Raw genomic sequence first — 24,235 nt, 5'->3', positions numbered from 1 at the left:
GCGCCGGTTAAAGTACGTCGACGCCGTCCAGACGGACTTGCACAGGGCCGGACGTGCGCTTGGCGGCGCTGGCGGCCTTCACGGCGCGCATGGCACGGGTTGCCGCGGCTGCGTCCGCGTAGGGAATGAAGTAAAGCGTCCTGACATCGGCATCATCCGCTGGTGACTGCGTGGTTCCTGTGAGCGTCTGAAGGGGCGCCGGCCCGGCGCTGCGGAGTTTGGTGCCCGACGGCAGCGCTGCACTGGCCTCGAAGGCCTGCGAAAAGTGTCCGACGTCGGCCCTCCCGCCGGTGATGGAGGCTACCCGTACCGCTGGGGGCAACTGCAGTTCCTTCCGCAGTGCCAGCTCGCGCGAAGCGTATCCCGGGCCGTCCCAACGCAGCAACGCACCGGTCGCGGCGGTATCGTCTGCCGTGATCACCACAAGTCCGCCCTGGCTTGCGGGCTTGACCAGCGCGGCAGCGTTGAACCAGCGCCTGACAGTGTCCTCGCCTGCCCGGAGGTTCTCGCGCCGGAGCAACGAGTTTCCGTCCAGCAGCAAGGCCGCAGCGTAGCCGTGGGCAGCCACGGGCTCAGCCCCGACAGTTGCCACTACCAGGGCCGGAGCATCAGGCACCGTCGCTTTGATGTGCTCACCCGAGGAAGTCACCACCGCCTTGCCCGGGAAGGCCCGCCCCAGTTCCTCCGCCGTCCGCATCACACCCGCAGCGCCTCGCCGGAGCCGGGTTCCGCTGCAATGGCTACAGCGCCACTGAGGTGCCGGCGTCGAGCACCAGCGGCACGCAGGAATGGCCGATCCGCTGGCTACCGCCAACGGCCCTTGGCAGGCGTTGCAGCGGGCAAGTTCACGGCACGTCTCGCACACCAACGACGGTGCATAGCCGGCCCGGGCAACCTGCACCAGGACCGGACCCCGCTCGAGGCCTTCCTTCGCCGCGCGCCACGCGGCCCCGGGCAGGCGGGCAACGCGTGCCAGGGGATCTCGTTCCTGCTCAAAACTGTCAGCCGTGTTGAGCACCCGGGGAACCGTCGAACGGACCACGGACCGTGGTGCCTCAATAGGTACCGCCCACTGCATCTCGACGAGGCGTTGAAGTTCTGTGCTGCGGCTGTGCGATGCCAGGAGGCAGGCGGCAGCCTCCTGTTCGGCACGCAGCAGCAGGACCTCCCGGGTATGCGCGTAAGGGGTCCGCTGTTCGATGTGCAGGTCATCGCCGTCATCCCAGCACACCACAAGGCCCAGATTCTGCACAGGGGCGTAGGCGGCTGAACGCGTGCCTATTGCCACTCCAGCGGAACCAGTCAGCAGCCGAAGGAAGTTCCGGTAGCGGGGCGTCTGGCCGTCGTCCGCGGTGAGCCGGGCGACGTCCGACCGAGGCAAGACATTCTCCAGCGCCGCTTCAACCCGTTCCAGGTCCCGGTAATCGGGTACGACCACCACTGCGCCCCGGCCCGAGGAGCGAACAGCCGCGACCGCGGAAGCGACAAGCGCCGGCCATCCGTTGGGGCCGAATCCCTGCAAGGCGGTCAGGACAGCCTTGGGTATACCACCACCGGCCAAGTGCTGCACGTACGGTGCACCGTTGGTGTATGCCTTCCAGCCATCGGCCGGGCTGGAAGCCAGCTCAGGGGTACCGGCAGCAACCAGCTCGCCGGCGAGCAATTCTTTCTCCACTTTGGCGACCCTGGGCGGGACAGCAGTCCGGAGGACGTCGCTGAGCGTACCTGCATACCGGGAAGCGACATTGCCGGCCAGCTCCGCTATGGCAGGAGTCAGGACGGCCACCGGGGAGACGACTTTGTGGAGGGTCGCCAGGGAATGGGAACCCTCCGAATCCGCGCGGCGCTCTACGATGTAGCCGTTCAGCTCCTGGCCATTGAACTTGACCTTGACGCGAACGCCGGGAACAGCCACGTCAGCAAGTTCCGCGGGCACGCTGTAGTCGAATGGCCTGTCCAAATGCGGCAACGAGGATTCAAGCGCTACCCGTGCCACGGGGTTCTCCGCGGCGAGGGGCGGCCCGTTGACAGCTGCCCGCTCTGGAAAACCTTGCAGCAGTGAAGGCTGCAGCAACGACGGCTGGGCTTCGAATCCTGCCACGCACTTCACCTCCACCTCACCATTGGACATCCAGGAATATCGTCAACGCAGAATGCCCGCAGCGGGATTGACCCGCTGCGGGCATCTCTCTGGCTTCAGCAAACCATGGGGCACCGACAAAGTTGTAACCGGTGGCCCAGGCCGCGCAAAGCAAAAGGATCAGGCGTTGAAGTATTCCTTCAGGTCATCAACCCGGTCCAGGCGCTCCCACGTGAAGTCGGCGTCGTCGCGGCCGAAGTGGCCGTGCGCCGCCGTCTTGGCGTAAATGGGGCGCTTCAGGTCAAGGGCGTCAATGATGGCCCGGGGACGCAGGTCGAAGAGTTCCGTGATGGCCTCGCTGATACGGGCCGGATCAACGGTTTCCGTGCCAAAGGTTTCCACGTACGTTCCAACGGGTCGGGCCTGGCCGATGGCGTAGGCGATCTGGATCTCGGCACGCTTGGCCAGTCCGGCGGCGACAACGTTCTTGGCGACCCACCGCATGGCGTACGCAGCCGAACGGTCCACCTTCGACGGATCCTTGCCGGAGAACGCTCCACCGCCGTGCCGGGAGAATCCGCCGTACGTGTCAACGATGATTTTGCGGCCGGTAAGGCCGGCGTCTCCCACCGGGCCGCCGATCACGAAGGCACCGGCGGGGTTCAGGATGTTGGCAGTGTGCGCGATATCCAGGTTGGACGCGGACAACACGGGGTCGATCACGTAGCTGGCGAGATCCGCACGGAGCTGCTCCAGGCTCGCTTCCTCGGCATGCTGGCTGGAGATGACCACTGTTTCCACAGAAACGGGCCGGTCGCCGTCGTAACCTACCGTGACCTGGGTCTTGCCGTCGGGGCGGAGGTACGCGAGCTCGCCGTTCTTGCGGACTTCGGTGAGGCGTTCCGAGAGGCGGTGGGCCAGCCAGATGGGAGTAGGCATGTATGAGGCGGTCTCATCGCTGGCGTAGCCAAACATGATGCCTTGGTCGCCGGCGCCCTGGAGGTCGTAATCGTCTTCCTGGCGGCCTTCGCGGGCCTCAAGGGAGTTGAAGACGCCACCGGCGATGTCGTTGGACTGTTGGCCGATGGAGACGGAAACACCGCAGCGGGCGCCATCGAAGCCGTTGGCGGAGGAGTCGTATCCGATACCGAGAATGGTTTCGCGGACAATCTGCGGGATCTCGACGTAAGCGTCAGTGGTGACCTCACCGGCCACGTGGACCAGGCCAGTGGTGGCCATGGTCTCCACGGCAACGCGGGATTCAGGATCCGCGGCCAGCAACGCGTCAAGAATGGAGTCGCTGATCTGGTCGCAGATCTTGTCCGGGTGCCCTTCGGTGACCGACTCTGAGGTGAAGAGCCGGAGCTTGGACGGGGTGCCATGGTGTTCATGGTGCAGCGGTAAAGTCACTCGTCCACCTTACTGGGTTGCGGGACAGCGGAAACTTCCGTGTGTCCCTTTGCTAAGAATTCGGGTGTGGGTTCGGTTACACAGCGGGAAAAACCCGCGCAAGCTCGGCGCCCACCCGGTCGATCACGGCGGCCGCAACGTCGGCCTTGGAGCCTGCGGCGGACTCCGGTTCTGCCCCGTGGCCTGAAAGGATGACGACGGAGTTGTCGTCCTGGCCAAACACACGACCGATGCCAACATGGTTGACTACCAGGAGGTCGCAGCCCTTGCGCTTGAGCTTGGCTGTCGCGTGCTCCAGGACGTCTCCCTGGGCATCGCCCGTTTCGGCCGCGAAGCCCACGATCAGTTGCTTGCCACCTTCGGCGTTCCGCCGTTCAACGAGCTCGTGCAGGATATCCGGGTTCCGGACCAGGTGCACCAACGGTGCGTCCTCGCCGTCGACCTTCTTGATCTTGGTGTCTGAAACTTCCGCCGGACGGAAGTCCGCCACAGCCGCCGCCATAATCACGACGTCGGAATCGGCCGCCGCTTTCAGCGCCGCTTCCCGCAACTCCAAAGCAGACTCAACGCGGACAAGCTCGACGCCGGCCGGCGGCTCGACGTCCATATGGGCCGCAAGGAAACGGACAGTGGCTCCGGCGGACAGCGCGGCAGCGGCCAGGGCCGCGCCTTGCTTTCCCGATGAGCGGTTGCCCAGGAAGCGCACCGGATCCAAGGCTTCCCTGGTTCCGCCGGCGGAGATGGTCACGACGCGTCCGGCAAGGACGCCGGGGTGGCTGCCTTGAACTACAGGGGATTCCGCGCCGGCCAGCGCCATGGCAGCTGCGAAGATCGCTTCAGGTTCCGGCAGGCGGCCCGGACCCGAGTCTGCACCGGTGAGGCGCCCGGAGGCAGGCTCAAGGACTGTGACGCCGCGGCTGCGCAGCGTCTCCACGTTGGCCTGGGTTGCGGCGTGTTGCCACATTTCCGTGTGCATGGCCGGAGCAAAGAGGACAGGGCCGTGGGCCATGAGAAGCGTGTTGGTCAGGAGGTCCCCCGCCTGTCCGGTAGCTGCCTTGGCCAGGAGGTCGGCGGTGGCCGGAGCAACGACAATCAGGTCCGCCTCATGCCCCAGCCGGACGTGGTTGACCTTCTCCACGTCGTCAAAGACGCTGTTGCTCACCGGATTGCCCGAGAGGGCCTCCCATGTAGCCACACCAACAAAGCGGGTCGCCGCTTCGGTGGGAATGACTGTCACCTTGTGACCGGCTTCAGTAAAAAGCCGGAGGAGCGATGCAACCTTGTAGGCTGCGATCCCTCCCCCGACTCCGAGGACTATGCGCACGTGACCTCCGTCAACAGGCAGCCTGTTTTATTCTGCGGGCTCGATCGGCGTGGAGACCAGGAGGCCTTCGTTGATCTCGCGCAGGGCGATCGACAGCGACTTTTCGTTCAGCTTGGTGTCGACCAGCGGGCCAACGTACTCGAAGAGACCCTCGTGCAGCTGGGCGTAGTACGCGTTGATCTGGCGGGCACGCTTGGCGCCGAAGATCACCAGGCCGTACTTGGAATCGGCAGCCTCAAGCAGCGAATCGATCGGCGGGTTGATGATGCCTTCAAGGTTCGTGGACACGAATTCTCCAAATTCTAGCGGGCCAACAAATGCAGGCGCTTTAGCGCCCGTGCGGGGTAAGCCCCATGAGTGAAACAAGCTCGTCCGCTGCCCGGCGAACGTCGTCATTGATGACGGTGTGGTCAAACTCCGGTTCAGCAGCAAGTTCCAGTTTAGCGGTTTCCAGCCTGCGCTGCTGTTCCTCGGGGGTTTCGGTGCCCCGGCCCACCAGCCGACGCACCATTTCATCCCAGCTCGGCGGGGCCAGGAACACGAAATTGGCGTCAGGGACTGCCTCTTTCACCTGCCGGGCACCCTGCAGGTCGATCTCGAGCAACACCGACTTCCCTTCGGCAATCGCTGCATTCACCGTGCTGCGGAGGGTTCCGTACCGGTTGTGTCCGTGGACAACAGCCCATTCGAGAAGTTCACCCGCTGCAACCAGGTCATCAAATTCTTCAGCGGTCTTGAAGAAGTAGTGGACGCCGTCCTGCTCTCCCGGACGGGCGGCCCGGGTAGTTGCCGAGACTGAGAGCCAGACCTCCGGATAGTTGTCCCTGATGTAGGTTGAAACGGTTCCCTTGCCAACGGCAGTGGGGCCTGCAAGGACAGTCAGTCCAGGATTCTTGCTCACGGATTCCTTCGGGGAGATGCGTCAAACGCTTTGCTGGGTATCCATAAAATCTACCAGCGCCCGGGCCTGGTGAATTCCCAGCCCCCTGATCCGCCGGGATCCGGCGATTCCAATCTCCGCCATGATCCCGGCGGCCCTGACGGGTCCAATACCCGGCAGGGCCTCCAGCAATTCCACGACCCGCATGCGGGCTATCGCCTCATCGGTGGTGCCCGACGAGATCAGCTCGGCAATGCTCAGCTCACCGCGCTTGAGCCTTTCCTTGGCTGCCGCACGCACGGCGCGTGCCTTGGCAGCCTTTTCAAGGGCATCGGAACGTTCCTGCGGTGTCAGCTCTTTAAGGCCCACTGCCAAACCCCTGTCAGATCGAGATTGTGATCCAGATCACGCGGACTGATCCTGAACCTACCGGCAGGGGCCCGGTTGCGCAATGCAGCCAGGCAACTTACTCGGAACGGAGCCCATCCCTGGTCTGCTCGGTAGCAGCCCGCAAGGCCGTAACCGAGGGTCCAGCGGCCAGGATTCCCCGGCTCGATGTCGCGAGGACAGTCGGATACGCGGCCCCAAAAGTGGCACGGAGATCGGCGGGGGTAGCGCCCTGGGCACCGAGTCCCGGGGCCAGGATGGCACCACGGACCGGACCGAGGTCGATGTCGAGCTCCTCCAACGCCGAACCAATGGTGGCACCCACCACCAGGCCAATCGAACCCAGTACCCCGTCATAGCGCGCGTTCTCCGCGGCGGCCTCGGCCACAATGCGCCGGGCAACGGAATCAGCGCCGCCAACATGCTGGACGGACTTGCCCTCAGGGTTGGATGTTAACGCGAGCACAAACACTCCCCTGCCGTATTGGGCGGCGAGATCCAGCGCCGGACGCAGCGACTCAAAGCCCAGGTATGGGCTCAAGGTCACAGAGTCCGCGGCCAGCGATGACCCGTCCCGCAGCCAGGCATCGGCGTAGGCAGCCATCGTGGAGCCAATATCACCACGCTTGGCGTCAGCGATGCTCAGGACACCCGCATCCGAGGATGCGGCCAGGGTGCGCTCCAGCACTGCCATGCCGGCAGAGCCGTGCCGCTCGTACAGTGCCACTTGCGGCTTCACCGCGGCAGCGAGGGAACCCACGGCCTCCACCACCGTCAGCGAAAAGCGTTCCAGCCCGGCGGCGTCGTCGTTCAGTCCCCACTCAGCAAGGAGCTGCGGGTGCGGGTCGATCCCGACGCACAGCGGACCGCGGGCCGTCATGGCGGCAGCCAGCCGGGAGCCGAACGACTCCCGGACCGGCTGCTGTTCCACGTGTGGCGAAGCAGACTCAGGCATTGGCTGCTTCCACTGCCGCTGCCAGGTTGCCTGCGTGCTCCTGCAGGCTGGTCACGGACCATTCGTACGTCCGCAGCGCTTCAATGGCCTGCACAGCGGCGTTGAACTCGGCAACGGTGGTGATGCAAGGAATGCCGATGGACGTCGCTGCGGCACGGAGTTCGTACCCGTCGCTGCGGGCTTCGCCGCCTGAGGGCGTGTTGAAGACCATGTCGATCTCGCCGGCAACGACGAGGTCGGCGATGGTTCCTTCGCCTTCGGCGCTGCTGCCCTCGGCGACCTTGCGCACCGGAGTGGCCTGGATGCCGTTGCGGCGCAGGACATCTGCCGTGCCACCGGTGGAGACGATCTCGAAACCGAGGTCCGAGAGGCGCTTGACGCCCATGATCACCGAACGCTTGTCACGGTTGGCGACCGAAACGAAGATCTTGCCTTCGGTGGGCAGTGCATTGTTGGCGGCAGCCTGGCTCTTGGCGAAGGCGGTGTCGAAGTGCTTATCGATACCCATGACCTCGCCGGTGGAGCGCATTTCAGGGCCGAGCAGGGAGTCCACAACCTTGCCCTCCGGGGTGCGGAAACGGCTGAACGGCAGGACGGCTTCCTTGACGGCAACCGGAGCGTCCAGGGGCAGCGTGGAGCCGTCCCCCGTCTCCGGCAGCATCTTGTAGGCAGTGCGGAGCTGGTTGATGGTGACACCCGTGCCGATGAGCGCCGCGGCCTTGGCCATCTGCACACCCGTGGCCTTGGAGACGAACGGGACCGTGCGGGAGGCCCGCGGGTTGGCTTCAAGGACGTACAGGACATCGGAAGCCAGCGCGAACTGGATGTTGATCAGGCCGCGGACACCCACGCCCTCTGCGATGGCACGCGTTGCGGTGCGCACGCGTTCGATCACGTTGTTGCCAAGGGTGATCGGAGGAAGCACGCAGGCAGAGTCACCCGAGTGGATGCCGGCCTCTTCGATGTGTTCCATGATGCCACCGAGGTACATGTCGGTGCCGTCGAAGAGTGCGTCGACGTCGATTTCGACGGCGTCCTCAAGGAAGCGGTCGATCAACACCGGGTGGTCCGGGGTGATCTCGGTGGCGTTGGCGATGTAGCGGGAGAGGTTGGCTTCGTCGTAGACGATCTCCATGCCACGGCCACCCAGGACGTACGACGGGCGCACCAGGACCGGGTAGCCGATCTCATCGGCGATCTTCTTGGCGTCCTCGAAGGAGACGGCGGTGCCGTTCTTCGGGGAGGTCAAGCCGGCTTCGTCCAGCACGCGGGCGAAGGCGCCACGGTGCTCGGCGAGGTCGATGGCCTCAGGCGAGGTGCCCAGGATCGGTACGCCGGCATCGGCGAGCTGCTGCGCCAGCTTGAGGGGAGTCTGACCGCCGAGCTGCACGAAGACACCCATGACGCCGCCGGTGCGTTCTTCTGCCGCGATGACCTCGAGGACGTCCTCAAGGGTCAGCGGTTCGAAGTACAGGCGCGTGGAGACGTCATAGTCGGTGGAGACTGTCTCGGGGTTGCAGTTGACCATGACGGTCTCGTACCCGGCCTTGCGCAGGGCCATCGAAGCGTGCACGCAGGAGTAGTCGAACTCGATGCCCTGGCCAATGCGGTTGGGGCCGGAGCCGAGGATGATGACCGAGGGCTTGGCGTGCAGGCCCACCTCATCTTCTTCGTCATAGGACGAGTAGTGGTACGGAGTGTAAGCGGCGAACTCTGCAGCACAGGTGTCCACCGTCTTGTAGACCGGACGGATGCCCAGTGCCTGGCGGACACCACGGACCACTGCCTCATTGTTGTGCGTCAAAGCACCGATTTGCTCGTCGGAGAAACCGTGGCGCTTGGCATTGCGCAGCATTTCCTCGGTGAGCACGCCGGCCTTGCGGATCTGCTGCGCAGTCTCGTTGAGCAACTGCAGCTGGTCCAGGAACCAGGGGTCGATCTTGGTGGCCTCGAAGACCTCTTCCAGGCTGGCCCCGCCCAGGAGGGCCCGCTGCACCTGGTGCAGCCGGTCGGTGGTGGGACGCTTGGCCTTCTCAAGGAGCTCGGCAACTTCGTATTCGGGAACGGAGCTGAAGTCCAGCTGCGAGCCCTTCTGCTCCAGGGAACGCAAGGCCTTCTGCAGGGCCTCGGTGAAGTTGCGGCCCATGGCCATGGCCTCGCCGACGGACTTCATGGTGGTGGTGAGGGTGTTGTCCGCTGCCGGGAACTTCTCGAATGCGAAACGGGGAACCTTGACCACAACGTAGTCCAGGGTCGGCTCGAACGATGCCGGCGTCTTCTGGGTGATGTCGTTGGGGATCTCGTCAAGCGTGTAGCCCAGGGAGAGCTTGGTGGCGATCTTTGCGATCGCGAAACCTGTTGCCTTCGATGCCAGGGCCGAGGAGCGGGAAACGCGGGGGTTCATCTCGATGACCACCACGCGGCCCGTGGCAGGGTCGATAGCGAACTGGATGTTGCAGCCACCGGTGTCCACGCCGACTTCGCGGATGACGGCAATGGAGACGTCTCGCAGCTTCTGGTACTCGCGGTCCGTCAGGGTCAGGGCCGGAGCTACCGTGATGGAGTCGCCGGTGTGGACGCCTACGGGATCGAAGTTCTCGATGGAGCACACAACAACGACGTTGTCGTTCTTGTCGCGCATCATCTCCAGCTCGTATTCCTTCCAGCCAAGGATGCTCTCTTCGAGCAGGACCTCGGTGGTGGGGCTGTACTGGAGGCCCTGGCCGACGATGCGGCGAAGGTCGTCCTCGTTGTACGCCAGGCCGGAGCCAAGCCCACCCATGGTGAAGGAAGGACGGACCACCATCGGGTACCCGAGGTCTTCCGCTGCCGCAAATGCTTCGTCCATGGTGTGGATGATGTGGCTGCGTGCGGACTCCGCGCCACAACGTTCCACCACGCCCTTGAACTTCTCGCGGTCTTCGCCGAGCTCGATGGCGGCAATGTTTGCACCAATGAGTTCCACGTTGTACTTCTCCAGGACACCGTTCTTATCCAGTGCGATGGCGGTGTTCAGTGCCGTCTGGCCGCCCAGGGTGGGCAGGATGGCGTCCGGGCGCTCCTTGGCGATGATCTTCTCCACCACCTCGGGGGTGATGGGCTCAACGTAGGTGGCATCCGCGAACTCGGGGTCCGTCATGATGGTGGCGGGGTTGGAGTTCACGAGGATGACGCGCAGGCCTTCCTCCTTGAGGACACGAAGGGCCTGGGTGCCGGAGTAGTCGAACTCGGCTGCCTGGCCAATGACGATCGGGCCTGAACCAATGACGAGGACGCTCTTGAGATCTGTACGCTTGGGCATTACTTCTTGTCCTCAGTCTTGGAGTCGTTGGAGTCGTTGGTGTTATCGCCTGTGGCCTTGGACTTGGTGTCGGCCATGAGGTCGATGAAGCGGTCAAAGAGGTAGGCGGCATCGTGCGGGCCGGCCGCGGCTTCGGGGTGGTACTGGACCGAGAACGCGGGGATGTCCAGGCAGGCGAGCCCTTCAACGACGTCGTCGTTCAAGGAAACGTGGCTGACTTCAACGCGGCCGTAGCGCTCTTCCGGTGCCACCGTGGCGCCGTTCAGCGGCGCGTCGACGGCAAAGCCGTGGTTCTGGGAGGTGATCTCCACCTTGCCCGTGCGGCGGTCCATGACAGGCTGGTTGATGCCGCGGTGGCCATAACGGAGCTTGTACGTACCAAATCCGAGGGCGCGGCCGAGGATCTGGTTGCCGAAGCAGATACCGAAGTACGGCAGCTTCTCGTCCAGCACCGAACGCAGGAGCTTCACTTGGTGATCGGCCGTCGCGGGGTCGCCCGGACCGTTGGACATGAAGAAACCGTCCGGGTTCACGGCGTTGACGTCCTCAACCGTGGAGGTAGCCGGCAGGACATGGACACGCACGCCGCGCTCGGCAAAGCGGATCGGGGTCATGGCCTTGATGCCCAGGTCCACAGCGGCGATGGAGAACCGCGGTTCGCCTTCCCAACCGTGGTCCTTGGGTTCAACAACATAGGCCTCGTCAATGGAGACTTCCTCGGCCAGGGCTGCGCCTTCCATCGGAGCACTTGCCAGGACGGTGTCCAGCAGCTCCTTGTCGGTTGCCTGGGCGGCCTCGCCGGAGAAGATGCCTGCGCGCATGGTCTTGTGCTCGCGGAGGTGGCGGGTGATGGCGCGGGTGTCCACGCCCTGGATGCCGACAACACCCTGGTCCGTGAGTTCGTCATCCAGCGAACGCTCGGAGCGCCAGTTGGAGGGTCGGCGCGCGGCGTCGCGCACAATGTACCCGGCCACCCAGATGCGGCGGGACTCGGCATCTTCACTGTTGACGCCCGTGTTGCCGATGTGCGGCGCAGTCTGGACGACCAGCTGACGCGCGTAGGAAGGGTCGGTAATGGTTTCCTGGTAACCGGTCATGCCGGTGGCGAATACCGCTTCACCGAGCGCGGTCCCCTGGGCGCCGTAGCTGCGGCCGCGGAACATGCGGCCGTCTTCGAGCACCAGCACTGCTGCTGAGGAGGTGGGGGTGGTGGCTGCTTTACTATCCGTCACTTTATTACTTTCCACTATCGGCATCTGCCTGAGGGGCTGCGGAGATCAATTCCTGGAGGGCTTCGAGGAGGAGCTGCTTGTCGGCTGCGTGTCTGGACCGGAAACCGGTGTCCAGTTCGCGGGTGCCCAGTTTCCAGCTGATGACCACGAGTCCGTCCTTTTCGACGAACTTCCCGGTCATGCCGTCTGCTGGGTGGCTGTCCTGCACAGCCGAGCGCGGGATAAAGACCGGGGCGGCGCCGGATCGGTCAAACAGCACGCCTTCGGCGTGAATGCTCAGTTCCGCGTTGGTCCGGATGCCCAGGCCCTGGACGGCGATTCGGTCCAGCCAGTCGCCCGCGGTCGTGGTGGCCACGTATTGGCCATCTGCGACGACGGTGGCAGGGGTCAGCTGCTCCGGAACCTCGGGGAGGCGTTCGACGTCGGTTTGTCGCCTCAGTCGGTTCCGCCAACCCAGCCAGAGCATCGCCAGCACCACGGCGATCAACGGAACCGTGATGAGCACGGTCAATGTCTGGTTGTCCATCAGTTACCGCTGACTGCAGGGTAGCGGTACGGGGTGTTGAGTTTGCCGTCGAGGACAGTGGGGTGGCCCTTGAAGAAGGTCGCCACCACTGAACCGGGCAGCTCTTTGCCCTTGAACGGTGAATTGCGGCCCATGGTTGCCATTTTATGGGGGTCGACGGTCCAACGCGCAGCCGGGTCCACCAAGATGACGTTGGCGGGCTCCCCGACGTCCAACGGGCGCCCTTGGTCGGCAACGCGTCCGATCACGGCCGGAGTAAACGAGGTAACCCTGGCGAAGTCTGCCCACGACATAAGGCCGGTTTCGATCATGGTTTCCTGCACCACTGAGAGCGCGGTCTCCAGGCCGGTCATGCCCATTGCTGCCTGTGCCCATTCACACTCTTTGTGCTCACTGGGGTGCGGAGCGTGGTCGGTGCCCACGACGTCGATGGTGCCATCGGCGAGGCCCTCGCGCAGTGCCTGCACATCGGCGTCCGTGCGGAGCGGCGGATTAACCTTGTACACGGGATCGTAGCTGCGGACCAGTTCGTCGGTCAGGAGCAGGTGGTGCGGGGTGACTTCAGCGGTGACGTTGATGCCGCGGGCCTTGGCCCAGCGTACGATCTCCACGGAACCGGCGGTGGAGACGTGGCAGACGTGCAGGCGGGAACCAACATGCTGGGCGAGCAGGACGTCGCGGGCAATGATGCTCTCCTCGGCCACGGCCGGCCACCCTGTCAGCCCCAGCACCGCCGAGACAGCGCCTTCGTTCATCTGTGCCCCGGCGGTAAGGCGGGGTTCCTGCGCGTGCTGGGCCACGACGCCGTCGAACGCTTTGACGTACTCCAGTGCGCGGCGCATGATGACGGGATCGTGGACGCAGATGCCGTCATCGGAAAACATCCGGACCTGGGCGCGCGAGTCCGCCATGGCGCCGAGCTCGGCAAGCTGCTCGCCGGCCAATCCCACGGTGACCGCGCCGACCGGACGCACGTCAACCCAACCGGAGGCTCGGCCCAGACTGTGGACCTGCTCGACGACGCCGGCAGTGTCCGCTACCGGGTTGCTGTTGGCCATTGCATGCACGGCGGTAAAGCCACCCAGCGCAGCGGCCCGGGTTCCGGTCTCCACGGTTTCAGCGTCCTCGCGGCCCGGTTCGCGGAGGTGGGTGTGGACATCGACCATGCCCGGCAGTGCGATCAGGCCCTTGCCGTCAACGACCGTGGCGTCGCCGTCCGCGAGGTCCTTCCCGCGCGCTTCGATGATGCCGTCGCGGATCAACAGGTCCTCAGGTTCACCGCCGAGGATGGCTGCCCCACGAATCAGGTAGGTGTTCTCTGCCATCAGTTGGTCTCCTTGCTGGACTGGATTGCGTTCGGGGCAGCTTCGCGGGAATCCCCGGAGAGCAGCAGGTAAAGGGCGGCCATGCGGACCGAGACACCATTGCGTACCTGCGCAAGCACAGTGGAACGCGGCGAATCCGCGGCGGCCGAGGAAATCTCCAGGCCGCGGTTCATGGGGCCAGGGTGCATGATGATGGTGTCCTTCATGCCAAGGTCATCCAGGGCACGGAGACGCGCGTCGTCGAAACCCCAGCGGCGTGAGTACTCGCGGGTTGATGGGAAGAACGACGCGTTCATCCGCTCACCCTGGACACGCAGCATCATCATGGCGTCGATGCCGGCTTCCAAGGTCTCGTCCAGGTTGTAGCTGACCTTGCATGGCCAGTGCTCGACGCCGATGGGCAGCAGGGTGGGTGGCGCCACCAAGGTGACGTCAGCTCCGAGGGTCTTCAACAACCAGACGTTGGAACGGGCCACCCGGGAGTGCAGGACGTCACCGGCGATTGCCACGCGCATGCCCTTGAGATCGGCTCCCGTGGAAGCCGTTCCCTTGAGCTGGGCCCAGTGCCGGCGCATGGTGAACGCGTCCAGGAGTGCCTGCGTGGGGTGTTCGTGGGTGCCGTCACCGGCGTTGATCACGGCAGCGTCAATCCAGTCCGTCGCTGCGAGGCGATGGGGTGCCCCGGAGGCCCAGTGGCGGATGACCACCGCGTCAGCGCCCATGGCAGCCAACGTCTGTGCGGTGTCCTTGAGCGACTCGCCCTTGGACACCGAGGAACCCTTGGCTGCGAAGTTGATGACGTCAGCGGACAGGCGTTTGGCTGCGGCTTCGAAGGAGATGCGCGTACGGGTGGAGTCCTCGAAGAACAGGTTGACCACTGTCCTGCCGCGCAGGGCAGGAAGCTTCTTCACTTCACGCTCGCCCACTGCCGACATTTCCTCGGCCGTATCCAGGACCCGGATGGCATCGAAGGCGCTGAGGTTCTCGGTGGAAAGGAGGTGCTTCACTTGCCCGCCTCGATCACGACTTCGTTGACGGGCACGCCATCCACGGTGTCGATTTCCTCCAGGTGGACCCGGACTTTTTCGGAACTTGAAGTCGGCAGGTTCTTGCCAACGTGGTCTGCTCGGATCGGCAGCTCCCGGTGGCCCCGGTCCACCAAAACGGCCAAACGGACAATCCGCGGGCGGCCAAGGTCCACCAAGGCATCCAGTGCGGCCCGGATGGTACGGCCTGAGTACAGGACGTCGTCGATCAGGACGACCACTTTGTTGTCAATCCCCGACAACGGCAGGCGGGTGTGGCGCGGGGGCCGGGTGGGCTGGTGCGAGAGATCGTCACGGAACATGGTGACATCCAGTTGGCCGACAATCGTTTCGGCGTTAACCGTGGGGTCGGCAGCTGCGATTTTGTTGGCGAGCCGCACGGCCAATGGATAGCCGCGGCTGGGAATGCCCAAAAGAACCAAATCCTGGGAGCCCTTGTTGGCTTCAAGGATCTCGTGGGCGATACGAGTGAGCGCACGGTCAATGTCCGCCTGGTTGAGGACAACCCGCGACGGCAGGTGCGCTGAAGTGACTTCAGTCATCGCTCGTCTCCCCTTTCCCCGCCTCACGGGACGGAATTAAAAAAGGAATATTTGCTTTTCCAAGCTACCACAACGCCAGTTTCCCGCTTCACCCGCGGGCGCTGGGCGGCACGAGTTTAAGCTCACATTCCCCGCCGTGGAATAGGCTCATTCCCATGACCATGAACCCTCACGGCCAACCCTATCCGCGGCCCTATGTGGAACCTGGCGCCAACCCCACCTGGATGGGGCGGGTGCAGCCCGCCAACTACCAGCACGCTCCAGGGAATCCGGCATCACTCCCCCAACAAACCTGGGCAATGCCGCCGGCGCCGAAACGCTCCATGGGCACACTTCCGCTGGTCATCGGTGGCGGGATCCTGGCACTTGCCAGCCTGCTGCTGGTACTCCCCTTCCTTCTGGGCAACACGGGAATCACTGGCTTCGTGATTGGCTTCGTCGCCTCCCTCATTCCGTTGACCGTGGTGCTGCTCACCGTCCGCCTCATTGATCGCTGGGAGCCGGAACCAAAGCGGCTCCTTTGGTTCGCCTTCACGTGGGGCGCCGCCGTGTCCATCGCGGGCACGCTGCTGATCCAGCCCTTGTTCGCGCTGGCCGCACCCACCAGCAGCGAAGAAGCCTTCACCTACTTCATGGCCACCGTCCAGGCGCCAATCGTCGAGGAGTTCACCAAGTCGCTGGGACTGCTGGTACTGATCCTCGCGGCCCGGAAATACTTCGACGGACCCGTAGACGGCATTGTCTTTGCCTTCACCATCGCCGCCGGATTCGCGTTCACGGAAAATATCCTCTACTTCGGGCGGGAGATTGCCTCGTCGACCGATCCCGGCACCGACTTTGTACGGATTTTTATCCTCCGCGGACTCATGTCGCCATTCGCCCACGCCGTGTTCACCGGCACCACCGGGCTGATCATGGGCTTCGCCGCCCGCAGATGGCATCCCGGCTATGCAGTGCTGGCGTTCTTCGTGGGCTTGTTGCCGGCCATGTTCCTGCACAACCGATGGAACAGCATGGGCCAGGACTTCCTGGTGGAGTACTTCGTGGTCCAGGTTCCCATTTTCCTGACGGCAACTGTGGGGATCATCCTGCTTCGCGTGGCCGAAGGGAAGCTCACGCGCCAACGACTCCTCGAATACGCCCGTGCGGGATGGTTCACACCCGCTGAAGTGGAGATGCTTGGCACGTCCAGGGGCCGGCGCCAGGCCCTGCGCTGGGCGTCGTCCCGGGGAAGGACAGCGCAAATGCGGAACTTCATCAAAGGCGCCACGGCTTTGGCCTTCACCCGCCAGCGCATCCTTAGCGGTCGTGACGTACCGGTCCACCAACACGACGAACTCGAGCACCTTCGCGCCATACCTGCCCTGAGGGCGGCAGTCCTCCAATAGTGCGTGGACGGATCCTGGACAAAAAAGGACCCCCTTCCCGGTTACCCGGGAAGGGGGTCCTTCTAACCTTTGCCGCCGATCAGGCCAGCAGTGAAGGCTTGAGCTTCTGCAAACGGCCGAGCAGGCCATTAATGAACGCCGGCGACTCGTCCGTGGACATCGTCTTGGCAAGGGCGACGGCCTCGCTGACGGCTACACCATCAGGAACTTCGTCGTTGTAGAGCAGTTCCCATGCGCCGATACGGAGGATAATCAGGTCCACGGACGGCATCCGCTCCAGGGTCCAGCCCTGGGCGTAGGTCTCAAGGAATTCGTCAATGGTCGCCTGCATGGAGACCACGCCTTCAACGATTTCCACCGTGTAGGGGTTGATCACGAGGTCTGTCTTCTCCCGGCGCGCCTTGAGCGCATCGAAAGCCGAGACGGAACGCTGCTCCGCTTCGAAAAGTACTTCCAGAGCCCTGCTACGGGCTTTACCGCGGGCGCTCACTAGTCGTTGACCCGGCCCAGGTAGCTGCCATCGCGGGTGTCGACCTTGACCTTGGTGCCCTGTTCGACGAACAGGGGTACCTGGATCTCGTAGCCGGTTTCAACAGTGGCAGGCTTGGTGCCTGCGGAGGAACGGTCACCCTGGAGGCCGGGCTCCGTGTAGGTGATTTCGAGGACGACGCTCGGGGGAAGTTCGATGTAAAGCGGGGTGCCCTCATGGATGGCGATGTTGACCATCTGGTTCTCGAGCATGAAGTTGGTGGCGTCGCCTACCGTTGCACCGGAAACGGTGATCTGGTCGTAGTCCTGGGTATCCATGAACACGAAGTCTTCGCCGTCCTGGTACAGGTACTGGTAGTCGCGGCGGTCAACCGTTGCGGTTTCAATTTTCAGGCCGGCGTTGAAGGTCTTGTCGACCACCTTGCCGGACATGACGTTGCGCATTTTGGTGCGGACGAAGGCGCCGCCCTTGCCCGGCTTGACGTGCTGGAACTCAATGATGTTCCAGAGCTGGCCCTCGAGCTTCAGTACGGTCCCGTTCTTGATGTCGTTTGTGGTTGCCACTCGTATCCTCTGGTTAATCGCACTGGTTCTAGCTGCCAGCTATCTATGCCAAGCAGGCGTGCCAATCGGCGCGCCAGCGCGTATTTATCAAAAATCCAAAAACCATTCTACCGGCAAAACCGGCCGAGGCTTGCGGGCGGCGTTTCCGGTGGCTCCTAGGAAGCCAGTTCCAGCACGTTCCGGGCGCGCTGCAGGGCCACTGCGGACGAGTAGATGAGCGCGGCATCAGCAGCCATCGCCACGCGCAGGTCCAAGGCCTTGGCGAACTCTTCCGACGCCGCCAGCGCATTCCCACTGACAAAGTAGGCACGGCCAAGGTACTGATGGACGATCGCTTCCTTGGAACTGCCCTGGACATCATGCAGCAAGTGCCTGAACAACTGCACGGCGCGGTCCAGGCGATGGGTGGCCCGGTGCACTTCGGCTTCGAAGATCCGGAGACGGAATGACTCGGGATCCTTATAGCGGGCCTCGGCAAGGAGCTCAGCGGCTTCGTTTGGCTGGTTATCGAGCAGGAGGGCCATGATCCGGTCCGCTGGATCCTCGGAGGCCGCCAGTGCTGCTTCCATTGCCTCTTCGTTGACGACGACGGGAAGCAGCGTGTCCGGGTTCATGCGGACGCCCGGGAAACCGGCTGTCGGCCAATCGCTCACGCCGTCCTGCAGGGCGATGGTCATGATGCGATTTCCTGGTAGGCCGCAAACAAGAGCGAAGTGTCAGGAACATCCAGGATGCCCGGCTTGGCGATGCCGTCAAGGACAACAAAGCGCAAAAGATCGCCACGGGACTTCTTGTCCCGGCGCATCCCATCCAGCAAACCCTGCCAGCGGTCCCTGCGGTAGGTGATCGGCAAGCCCAGGCTCTCCAGGATGGTGCGGTGCCGGTCGGCGTCGGCATCGGACAGGCGGCCCACGCTGCGGGACAGCTCGGCGGCGAACATCATGCCCACCGATACAGCGGCACCGTGACGCCAGGAGTAGCGCTCAACCAGCTCGATGGCGTGGCCCAGAGTGTGCCCGTAATTGAGGATCTCGCGGAGGCCGGATTCCTTCAGGTCCTGTGACACGACGTTGGCCTTGACGGAGATGGCCCGCTCAATGAGCTCGCGGACAACGTCGGAGCCGGCATCCATGGCGGCCTCGGTCTTGTTTTCCAGCAAGTCCAGGATCACGGGGTCGGCGATGAAACCGCACTTGATCACTTCGGCCATGCCGGAAATGAGCTCATTCTTGGGCAGGGTCTGGAGCGTGTCGAGATCAACAAGCACGGCCGCCGGCGGGTGGAAGGAGCCCACGAGGTTCTTGCCCTCTGCGGTGTTGATTCCGGTCTTGCCACCCACCGAAGCATCCACCATGCCCAGGAGGCTGGTGGGCATGTGGATGACCTTGACGCCCCGGAGCCACGTCGCTGCCACAAAGCCCGCGAGGTCGGTCACTGCCCCGCCGCCCACGGCAACTATGGCGTCGGATCGGGTGAAGTCGTTTTGTCCCAGCACCTGCCAGCAGAACGCGGCAACCTGGATGTGCTTGCCTTCCTCGGCGTCCGGGATCTCCGCCGTGAGCGCCGTGAAACCGGCAGCCTCAAGCTCGTCACGGACGGTATCGCCGGTCAGGCGCAAGGCACGTGGGTGGATGACCAGCACCCGTCGAACACGCTCACCGAGCTTGGCCGGCAAGGACTCCAGAAGGCCGCGGCCCACCACGACGTCGTAGTTTTCGCTGGCGGCCTGTCCAGTCACCTTGATGACCGTTGCTTCGTTGCTCACTTTTCAACTTCCTGTTTCAAGGCTGCATGCTCGCGCAGCCGCGCCTCCAGCTGGAGGCCGATTTCCGCCACGGATTCTGAACGCACATCAATGACCAGGTCCGCGAGACGTTCGTAGACGGGACGCCGGGTGGCAAAAAGCAATTCCCAGCGTTCCATGGCGTCACCCTGCAGCAAAGGCCTCCCGGTGTTACGCGCAATCCGATCGGCGACCGTTTCCGCGTCACATTCGAGGTAAACCACAGTGCACTCGCCCAGCAGTTGTTGGGTGCCGGTGTCCAGGACCGCTCCCCCGCCAAGGGAGATTATGGCCGGTTGCGCCTTGGCTGACTCGATGGACTTCGCCACGGCACGTGCTTCAATTTCACGGAACGCGTGCTCCCCGCGCCCAGCGAAAATGTCTGCGATGCTGCCATGCGCGGCAACAACCACTGCGTCGGTATCCACGAAGGGCAGACCCAGCTGCTGAGCAAGTTGCTGGCCGATGGCCGATTTACCGACGGCCATTGGACCCACCAGGACGACAGGGCGGCCAGGCCGGATATCGGGGACCACTACCGGCCGACCGAGTCCAGGGTGGCCGGGATGCTGTCGAGGTAGCTCTGCAGGTTGCGCTGCGTTTCGGCAACGGAGTCGCCGCCGAATTTCTCGGCGATGGCTTCGGCGAGAACGAGAGCAACCATGGCTTCGGCAACGACGCCGGCGGCGGGCACCGCACAGACGTCCGAACGCTGGTGGTGGGCCTTGGCAGGCTCTCCGGTGCTGACATCGATGGTGCGGAGCGCACGCGGAACCGTGGCGATCGGCTTCATGGCGGCGCGAACCCGCAGGACCTCGCCAATGCTCATGCCGCCTTCAATGCCACCGGCACGATTGGTCTGGCGGACAATCCTGCCATTCTCGTCCTTGAGGATTTCGTCGTGGGCAGCCGAGCCGCGTCGAGCAGCGGTCAGGAAGCCGTCCCCAACCTCCACGCCCTTGATGGCCTGGATACCCATGAGTGCAGCGGCCAACCGTGAGTCGAGCCGACGGTCCCAGTGCACGTAGCTGCCCAGTCCAGGCGGAAGCCCGTAGGCGAGAACTTCGACAACTCCACCCAGGGTTTCGCCTTCCTTGTGGGCAGCATCCACCTCGGCAACCATCGCGTCCGAGGTCTCGCGGTCGAAGCAGCGCAGGGGGTCGGCGTCAAGCGCCAGGACGTCCTTGGGCAGCGGCAGGGCCCGCCCTTCCGGAACCGTCACGCTGGCAATGGAAACAGTGTGGCTCACCAACTCGACGCCCAACTGCTTCAGGAACTGGGCCGCGACAGTGCCAAGGGCAACGCGGGTGGCAGTTTCCCGGGCGCTTGCACGCTCAAGGACCGGACGGGCTTCGTCGAAGCCGTACTTTTGCATGCCCGTGAAGTCGGCATGGCCGGGACGGGGCCGGGTCAAGGGAGCGTTGCGTGCCTGGTCGGCGAGCACTTCGGGGTCCACAGGATCAGCAGCCATGATCTGCTCCCACTTGGGCCACTCAGTGTTGCCCACCTGGATGGCGACTGGGCCACCTTGGGTCAGGCCGTGCCGGACGCCACCCAAGATGGTGACTTCATCCTGCTCGAACTTCATCCGGGCACCACGTCCGTAGCCCAAGCGGCGACGCGCCAGCGCGTCGCGAATCTGCCCACTGGTGAGTTCAACACCGGCGGGCACGCCTTCAACAATTCCGATCAGAGCCGGACCGTGGGATTCACCGGCAGTCAACCAACGCAACATATAACCAATCCTGCCATGTAAGGCTTCTAGAACACCCGCCGGGGAAGCCCGACTGAGTCGCACATCACATCTATGACGGCGGCATCCACGTCACAGCCGCTGAAGCGCCTGATCTGTTCCGCCGCCTGGTACATCAGCATCTCCAGCCCGGGAACCACCGCTCCCCCATGGCCGCGCCACACTTCGGCCAGGCGGCTCGGCCAGGGATCATACGCGACATCCAGGAGCACACCGGCCCCGGTTCCGGGCAATGCCGCAAGCTCCTCAGCCAATGAGTCGGCCGCACGCGGCGGGAAGGTCGAGATCACCAGGTCCGTTCCGGCAATGGCGGTGGCTGCTTGCGTCAGCGGCCGGACAGCAATCGACATTCCGACGGCGGCCGCAGCAGCTTCCGCTTCGCCGGCACGTCCTGCGTCACGGACGAAAACGTCCACGTGGCCGGCACCAAGTTCGCGGGCAGCGGCGACGGCCGCGGCGGAGGTGCCTCCGCCACCGAGGATGGCGGCATGCGGAGTGGAGGCAACACCGGCGTACCGGACCGACTCAACAATCCCAGCGACGTCAGTGTTGTAACCTACACGACGCACCGTCCCGCCGTCGTTCTCGAAAGCCACGGTGTTGATGACTCCCAGCTGGGCGCCTGCCCCGCGGACTTCGTCAACTTCCTGGACCATGGCCGACTTCAGCGGCATGGTCACCGACAAACCGCACCATGATTCATCGCCGACCAGCGATGCCATGAACTCCGGAAGGGCGGCAACCGTCACGTCAATGGCCGAGTAGTCAATGTCCACGCCGAGCTTGGCGTAGGCGGCGGTGTGCAGCGCTGGGGATTTCGAATGCGAAATCGGATGCCCCAGGACTGCGGCACGACGACTCACACACACCGTCCCGCGTTGGCCTGGCACCATGCATTGTATTGCTCCACATAGGTTAAGTGCTCAGCCAGCGTCTTGGAGAACTTGGTCTCCTTGGTGTCCAAGTTGATCGTCACCCAGTACAGGTAGTCATTGGGGGTCGGTTTGGCAGCAGCGTCGATCGCAGTCTTTCCCGGTGATCCGATGGGACCCACAGGCAGCCCAACATTCGCGTACGTGTTGTACGGGTTTGATTTGTCGGCCTTTTCCTCTTCCGTGACGTGGAAGGACTTCCTGCCCAACCCGTACGTCACCGTAGCGTCTGACTGGATAAGCCCACTGGTTTCGACGTTGTTGGGTTTGAGCCTGTTGTAGATCGCGCCGGCCACGTTTCCGTAGTCCGCCTGGCCACCCTCAGCCTGCACGATACTCGCGATGGTCACGGTGTCGTACTGCTTGGCGGGATCGGTGATCCCCTGGGACTTCAGCTCGTCCAGTGTGGTGTTCACCAGCTTCTGGAGGATGTCCTTTCCGGAGGTCCCGAGATCGAACCGGTACTCCCCGGGAGCCAGGAAGCCCTCAAGGTTCTTGGCCTTGGCAGGCACGCCGAACTGCGCCGGCGATTGGTTCAAGGCGTTGAGTTGCTGCAGGGGAATGCCTGATCCCTTGGAGATTGCCTCCAGGGATTCAGTGATCCGCAGGCCCGCACTCAGCGCGAAATACATGACCTTTGAAGCGTCCTTGTTGGCGAGGACGGCCACAGCATCGGAGTTCTTCATCTCGGTACGGAACGTAAATTCGCCCGGCGACAACTCGGCACCTTCGCTCATGAACTCCTTGACGAAGGAGTCAGCATCAGCAACGACCTTGTTCTGTACCAAGGCGTTCGCCACAATTTTCGGCCCGGAGCCTTCGGCCACAGTAATCTTCACTGAACCGGTACCGGGACCTGGATAGTCGGTGACCTTGTCCATCCCCAGCAAAGGCTTCAGGAACTGGGCTCCTATGGCAATCGCGGCCACGAACACGCCGAGCGTGATCAGTAGGGCAAGAACACGACGGCGTCGACGCGCCTTCTTCGCCGCAGCCTTGGAGCCCGGGGCTTCCACCGGGGCAAGAACCGGGGCAATGAGGTCGTGATGGTCTTCATGGTGGTCAACGTGGTGTTGGTCATCATGATGAACATCGTGTACATCGAAAGCGTGGTCTGCGTACTCGTGGTGGTCAACGAGGAGCGCTGCATGCTCGGCGTGCTCCACGTCGCCTTCAAGTTCGTGGTGCTGTGGTTCGTGGTGCTGGGGTTCGTGGTGATGTAGTTCGTGGTGCTGGGGTTCGTGATCAACGTGTGCAAGGTGCGCCTGCTCCGGATCTTCGTGCCCAGCTTCGTCGTGGTGTGCCCCTTCTTCCGTTTGCGGCACGTGGGCTTCAGCCTCTGGCCCGTCAACGGGGGCCACCGCAGCGGGAGCCGTCTCCGGCGCTGCGGGATGTGCTTCTGATGCGGGATTTGCCTCAGATGCGGGGCGTGCTTCGGGGGCGGCCGGCGCAGCAGGCTCAGGCTGCACCAATGGAACGGGTGGCTTGGCGGCTTCCGGACGCGCGACCGGCACCGGTGGAGCAGCGGGGGCCGGAGGAACCGCGGGAACGGGGCGCGGCAGCTCGACGTCGGCAGGCGGGTCAGTTTCACCGGGCGTTGCTTCAGGAACGGGTACCACGTTGTGGTTCTGGGTGGCGAGGAATCGTTCCCGCGCGCGCAGCTCTTTGCGGGTCAGCGGCATGCCGCCGCCCGCAGCACCGGTGGAGGGGTCGTTGTTGACCGGGCTCACAGTTGCAGTCCCCTCGTAGAAGAATCGGGTTCACTGCCGGAGGCAGCCTGCAGCGTTGGGGCACTGCCGGGCTTTGTGGACTGCGCCGGTGCCTGCACTCGGCGACCAACGTCCGTTCCTCTGGCTTTTTGCATGTCGATTGCTTGCTGGAGTATCCCAGCAGCAGCAACCTGATCAACCACTTTACGGTGGTTCTTGCTGCTCATGCCAGCTTCGTGCAGGTTGCGGTGAGCCGTAACGGTGCTGAGACGCTCGTCAATCAGGGCCACAGGGATGTCCGAACCGGCGAGGAGAAGCTCGCCGGCCAGGAGTTCTGCGTAATCTGTGGCCATCTGCGCTGACGCGCGTTCCTCACCTTTCATGGTGCGGGGAAGGCCAACAAATATCTGCACTGCCGGCAGCTCCAGGGCGTGCTTGACGATGACGCGGACGTCGGTGTTCTTCTTGGCGTTCCGGCTCACCGTTTTGAACGGGGTCGCCAGGATTCCGTCCGGATCGCAGATCGCCAAGCCCACCCTGACGGTGCCAACGTCTACCCCCAGCTTGATGCCCCGGGGGTAGACGCCATTGTTCGTACTCGCAGCCACC

Annotated in this window: 23 protein-coding genes; 1 reads left to right on the top strand and 22 read right to left on the bottom strand. The window is 63.8% G+C overall.

The window, feature by feature from the left end; genetic code table 11:
- Positions 1-7 precede the first annotated feature (7 nt).
- The 13 genes from NEK97_RS00850 to pyrR all read right to left on the bottom strand — a co-directional run bounded on the left by NEK97_RS00850 (position 8) and on the right by pyrR (position 15,008).
- Positions 8-2,101, bottom strand: coding sequence for a primosomal protein N' (locus NEK97_RS00850; protein ID WP_257368012.1), 2,094 nt, complete (start codon positions 2,099-2,101; stop codon positions 8-10).
- Positions 2,102-2,260: 159 nt separating this feature from the next.
- Entirely contained in the window at positions 2,261-3,490 is a 1,230-nt protein-coding gene (gene metK / locus NEK97_RS00845) for a methionine adenosyltransferase (protein ID WP_257368011.1), read from the bottom strand.
- 76 nt (positions 3,491-3,566) lie between these two features.
- Positions 3,567-4,814, bottom strand: coding sequence for a bifunctional phosphopantothenoylcysteine decarboxylase/phosphopantothenate--cysteine ligase CoaBC (coaBC, locus tag NEK97_RS00840; protein ID WP_235520736.1), 1,248 nt, complete (start codon positions 4,812-4,814; stop codon positions 3,567-3,569).
- Positions 4,815-4,841: 27 nt separating this feature from the next.
- Positions 4,842-5,102: a DNA-directed RNA polymerase subunit omega gene (rpoZ, locus tag NEK97_RS00835; protein ID WP_017197559.1), complete on the bottom strand. Its 261-nt coding sequence runs from the start codon at positions 5,100-5,102 to the stop codon at positions 4,842-4,844.
- Positions 5,103-5,142: 40 nt separating this feature from the next.
- Positions 5,143-5,715, bottom strand: a complete 573-nt coding sequence (gmk, locus tag NEK97_RS00830; protein WP_257368010.1) for a guanylate kinase — start codon at positions 5,713-5,715, stop codon at positions 5,143-5,145.
- Positions 5,716-5,736: 21 nt separating this feature from the next.
- Positions 5,737-6,063 (bottom strand): integration host factor, actinobacterial type, encoded by a 327-nt coding sequence (mihF, locus tag NEK97_RS00825; RefSeq protein WP_211712304.1) that lies wholly within the window; start codon positions 6,061-6,063, stop codon positions 5,737-5,739.
- Between the two features lie 97 nt (positions 6,064-6,160).
- A complete protein-coding gene (pyrF, locus tag NEK97_RS00820) occupies positions 6,161-7,036 on the bottom strand; it encodes an orotidine-5'-phosphate decarboxylase (RefSeq protein WP_257368008.1) in 876 nt (291 codons plus the stop codon).
- The gene (carB, locus tag NEK97_RS00815) at positions 7,029-10,337 is read right to left on the bottom strand and encodes a carbamoyl-phosphate synthase large subunit (protein ID WP_257368007.1); all 3,309 of its coding nucleotides are present in this window, start codon (positions 10,335-10,337) and stop codon (positions 7,029-7,031) included. The genes pyrF and carB overlap by 8 nt, the downstream gene beginning before the upstream one ends.
- A complete protein-coding gene (gene carA / locus NEK97_RS00810) occupies positions 10,337-11,593 on the bottom strand; it encodes a glutamine-hydrolyzing carbamoyl-phosphate synthase small subunit (RefSeq protein ID WP_257368006.1) in 1,257 nt (418 codons plus the stop codon). Before carA ends, carB begins: the two co-directional genes overlap by 1 nt.
- A complete protein-coding gene (locus NEK97_RS00805; protein WP_257368005.1) occupies positions 11,574-12,095 on the bottom strand; it encodes a hypothetical protein in 522 nt (173 codons plus the stop codon). The genes carA and NEK97_RS00805 overlap by 20 nt, the downstream gene beginning before the upstream one ends.
- Positions 12,095-13,420, bottom strand: a complete 1,326-nt coding sequence (locus tag NEK97_RS00800; protein ID WP_257368004.1) for a dihydroorotase — start codon at positions 13,418-13,420, stop codon at positions 12,095-12,097. The genes NEK97_RS00805 and NEK97_RS00800 overlap by 1 nt, the downstream gene beginning before the upstream one ends.
- Positions 13,420-14,427: an aspartate carbamoyltransferase catalytic subunit gene (locus tag NEK97_RS00795; protein ID WP_235520743.1), complete on the bottom strand. Its 1,008-nt coding sequence runs from the start codon at positions 14,425-14,427 to the stop codon at positions 13,420-13,422. The genes NEK97_RS00800 and NEK97_RS00795 overlap by 1 nt, the downstream gene beginning before the upstream one ends.
- Positions 14,424-15,008, bottom strand: a complete 585-nt coding sequence (gene pyrR / locus NEK97_RS00790) for a bifunctional pyr operon transcriptional regulator/uracil phosphoribosyltransferase PyrR (RefSeq protein WP_257368003.1) — start codon at positions 15,006-15,008, stop codon at positions 14,424-14,426. The genes NEK97_RS00795 and pyrR overlap by 4 nt, the downstream gene beginning before the upstream one ends.
- Positions 15,009-15,163: 155 nt before the next feature.
- On the opposite strand from pyrR, the gene NEK97_RS00785 reads away from it, so the two are divergent.
- Positions 15,164-16,396, top strand: coding sequence for a PrsW family intramembrane metalloprotease (locus NEK97_RS00785; protein ID WP_257368002.1), 1,233 nt, complete (start codon positions 15,164-15,166; stop codon positions 16,394-16,396).
- A gap of 79 nt (positions 16,397-16,475) precedes the next feature.
- On the opposite strand, the gene nusB is transcribed toward NEK97_RS00785, so the two are convergent.
- The 9 genes from nusB to ruvX all read right to left on the bottom strand — a co-directional run bounded on the left by nusB (position 16,476) and on the right by ruvX (position 24,234).
- On the bottom strand, positions 16,476-16,886 hold the full coding sequence (gene nusB / locus NEK97_RS00780; protein ID WP_257368001.1) for a transcription antitermination factor NusB: 411 nt from the start codon (positions 16,884-16,886) through the stop codon (positions 16,476-16,478).
- Complete coding sequence (efp, locus tag NEK97_RS00775) at positions 16,886-17,449, bottom strand: elongation factor P (protein ID WP_011774957.1); 564 nt, start codon at positions 17,447-17,449, stop codon at positions 16,886-16,888. Before efp ends, nusB begins: the two co-directional genes overlap by 1 nt.
- 155 nt (positions 17,450-17,604) lie before the next feature.
- Positions 17,605-18,126 carry a lipopolysaccharide assembly protein LapB gene (locus NEK97_RS00770; protein ID WP_257367999.1) on the bottom strand — a complete coding sequence of 174 codons (522 nt, stop codon included), beginning with the start codon at positions 18,124-18,126 and terminating at the stop codon, positions 17,605-17,607.
- On the bottom strand, positions 18,123-19,214 hold the full coding sequence (gene aroB, locus NEK97_RS00765; RefSeq protein ID WP_257367998.1) for a 3-dehydroquinate synthase: 1,092 nt from the start codon (positions 19,212-19,214) through the stop codon (positions 18,123-18,125). The genes NEK97_RS00770 and aroB overlap by 4 nt, the downstream gene beginning before the upstream one ends.
- Positions 19,211-19,768: a shikimate kinase gene (locus tag NEK97_RS00760; protein WP_374111493.1), complete on the bottom strand. Its 558-nt coding sequence runs from the start codon at positions 19,766-19,768 to the stop codon at positions 19,211-19,213. Before NEK97_RS00760 ends, aroB begins: the two co-directional genes overlap by 4 nt.
- The gene (gene aroC, locus NEK97_RS00755; RefSeq protein ID WP_257367996.1) at positions 19,768-20,967 is read right to left on the bottom strand and encodes a chorismate synthase; all 1,200 of its coding nucleotides are present in this window, start codon (positions 20,965-20,967) and stop codon (positions 19,768-19,770) included. Before aroC ends, NEK97_RS00760 begins: the two co-directional genes overlap by 1 nt.
- Positions 20,968-20,993: 26 nt before the next feature.
- Positions 20,994-21,848, bottom strand: coding sequence for a shikimate dehydrogenase (locus NEK97_RS00750; RefSeq protein WP_257367995.1), 855 nt, complete (start codon positions 21,846-21,848; stop codon positions 20,994-20,996).
- Complete coding sequence (gene mltG / locus NEK97_RS00745) at positions 21,845-23,647, bottom strand: endolytic transglycosylase MltG (protein WP_257367994.1); 1,803 nt, start codon at positions 23,645-23,647, stop codon at positions 21,845-21,847. Before mltG ends, NEK97_RS00750 begins: the two co-directional genes overlap by 4 nt.
- The gene (ruvX, locus tag NEK97_RS00740) at positions 23,644-24,234 is read right to left on the bottom strand and encodes a Holliday junction resolvase RuvX (RefSeq protein ID WP_257367993.1); all 591 of its coding nucleotides are present in this window, start codon (positions 24,232-24,234) and stop codon (positions 23,644-23,646) included. The genes mltG and ruvX overlap by 4 nt, the downstream gene beginning before the upstream one ends.
- Position 24,235 lies beyond the last annotated feature (1 nt).

This window comes from Paenarthrobacter sp. UW852 (assembly GCF_024608385.1).
GTDB lineage: Bacteria > Actinomycetota > Actinomycetes > Actinomycetales > Micrococcaceae > Arthrobacter.
This window is presented reverse-complemented; position numbering and strand designations above follow the sequence as displayed.